Annotated in this window: 2 protein-coding genes; both read right to left on the bottom strand. The window is 45.5% G+C overall.

Annotated features, from left to right (window positions below; genetic code table 11):
- Positions 1-139 precede the first annotated feature (139 nt).
- A complete protein-coding gene (locus tag R7P67_RS23615) occupies positions 140-1,312 on the bottom strand; it encodes a tetratricopeptide repeat protein (protein WP_318086166.1) in 1,173 nt (390 codons plus the stop codon).
- A partial coding sequence (locus R7P67_RS23610; RefSeq protein ID WP_318086165.1) for an energy transducer TonB occupies positions 1,309-1,731 on the bottom strand: 423 nt, incomplete at its 5' end. The genes R7P67_RS23610 and R7P67_RS23615, both read right to left, overlap by 4 nt.

Raw genomic sequence — 1,731 nt, 5'->3', positions numbered from 1 at the left:
ATCGTTCTTATTGGCATTTAATTTACATTGTTTACGTTTAACGGAGATAGACCGATAGCTACCTTCTAAAGAAGTTGGTTTAAGGTAAAAAAACAAAAAGACCCGAGGAGAACCGCGGGTCTTTTCAATCTGTTTCGCGCTAAGAACTTCGCGTCGCTTCTGCTTTGCGCCGTTGGGTTAAGTATTTCACCCAACTCTTGGCTTGATTCGATGGTTTGATCTCATTCGCACGTTTGGCATTCGCCAATGCGTCATCCAAGCGATTTAACTTGTAGTAGGCTCTGGTTTTAATAAGAGCAACGTCTGCTTTACGACCTTTTACCTTATCCAAAGCAGCCAATGCTTGTTGGTAATGGCCTTGTTGAACAAGTAGCTGAGAGTAGTTCCAGTAGTATTTAGAATCCAACTTCGCGGCAACTCGCCAACTATCGATGGATTTATCCCACTCTTTTGCCATCTGCCAATAGGTCGCCTGCTGAGCTTTTAACTGGCTATCGACGTTGAGGTCTTCCAACTGCTCCATAATTAAAGCAGCACGCTCTGGGATTCCACGTTTCGCATAAAGCTGTGCCAGCAGTTTAAGATCATCTTGACTGAGCGCGACACCTTGTAGCTTGGCTAAAGCCATTGCATCTAGTGCGCGTTTGCTGTCATCGACACGTAAATGCAAAGCGACGAGCTGACGCCACCACTCAACTCGTTCAGGCTCAATTGCAATCAAACGTTTGATGGTGACAATAGCAGGCTGCCACTTTTTGAGTTCCAGTTCAGACGAAAGCTTAATCGACAATGGACCGAGTTCATCTGGCTGACCAAACTTCTCGTAGCGACCCATAGCTGATAACACTTTATTCCATTGACTCAACTGGTAATGCGATTGTGCGATGCGTAGCCAAACTTCATGAGCTTTCTGGTTTTTAGGTACAGCTTTACTCAACTCGTAATAGTGCGGCAAGGCTTTAGCAAACTGTTGTTCGTTCAACAAAATATCCGCTAGCATTTTACGTGTTTGCCACGCTTGCTCGTCTTGCAATAAACCGCTGCTTACCGCGAAATCCAGTTGCTTGATAGCAGGCTTAACTTGCTCATTCTGCCAATAAAAAATACCGAGCATACGAGCAACAAACGCTTGATCGTAGCCACGCGATAGGTCTAACGATTCGAGAGTTGAGATCGCTTCTTTAAACTTCTCTTCTTGAGCTAAGCTGTGCGCACGCTGCACTCTAGATGCGGTGTACTGGCTAAGCTCTTGAGCTATCGCACTGGCTGCGGTCAAACTAAGCAGCGTTGTGATTAAGAATTTCTTCATCATTTGCCTAATTTGAACTCCACTTTTGCGGTTTGTCCGAACTGCTCAATCGACACACCATTTTCAACTTTGGGTTGGTATTTCCACTTCTTCAACGCGCTAATGGCTTCTTTTTCAAACATACGCTTTGGCTCTGCATCGATCACTTCAATGTCTTTTGGACGACCTGTCGTGTCAATCGTAAAGCGCATGATCACATAGCCTTCAACCTTGCGTTTTAATGCTTTACTTGGGTAACGAGGTTCAACTTTATACAGCGGTAACGCTTGTTGATTGCCCATGGTTCCCTTTAGGTTTGGCGCATTAATCGCAATACCATCTAACGCCGTGTTTAACCCAAGCGCGCTGATCGGTGTTACTTGGCTCATCGGCTCAACTTGCGTGTTGGCTTGAGACAGCTCCATCGGCTCTGGTGCTTGAGG

Source organism: Vibrio sp. Vb0937, from assembly GCF_033338855.1.
The sequence above is the reverse complement of the archived record's forward strand: the minus strand, read 5'-3'. Positions and strand labels throughout refer to the sequence as shown.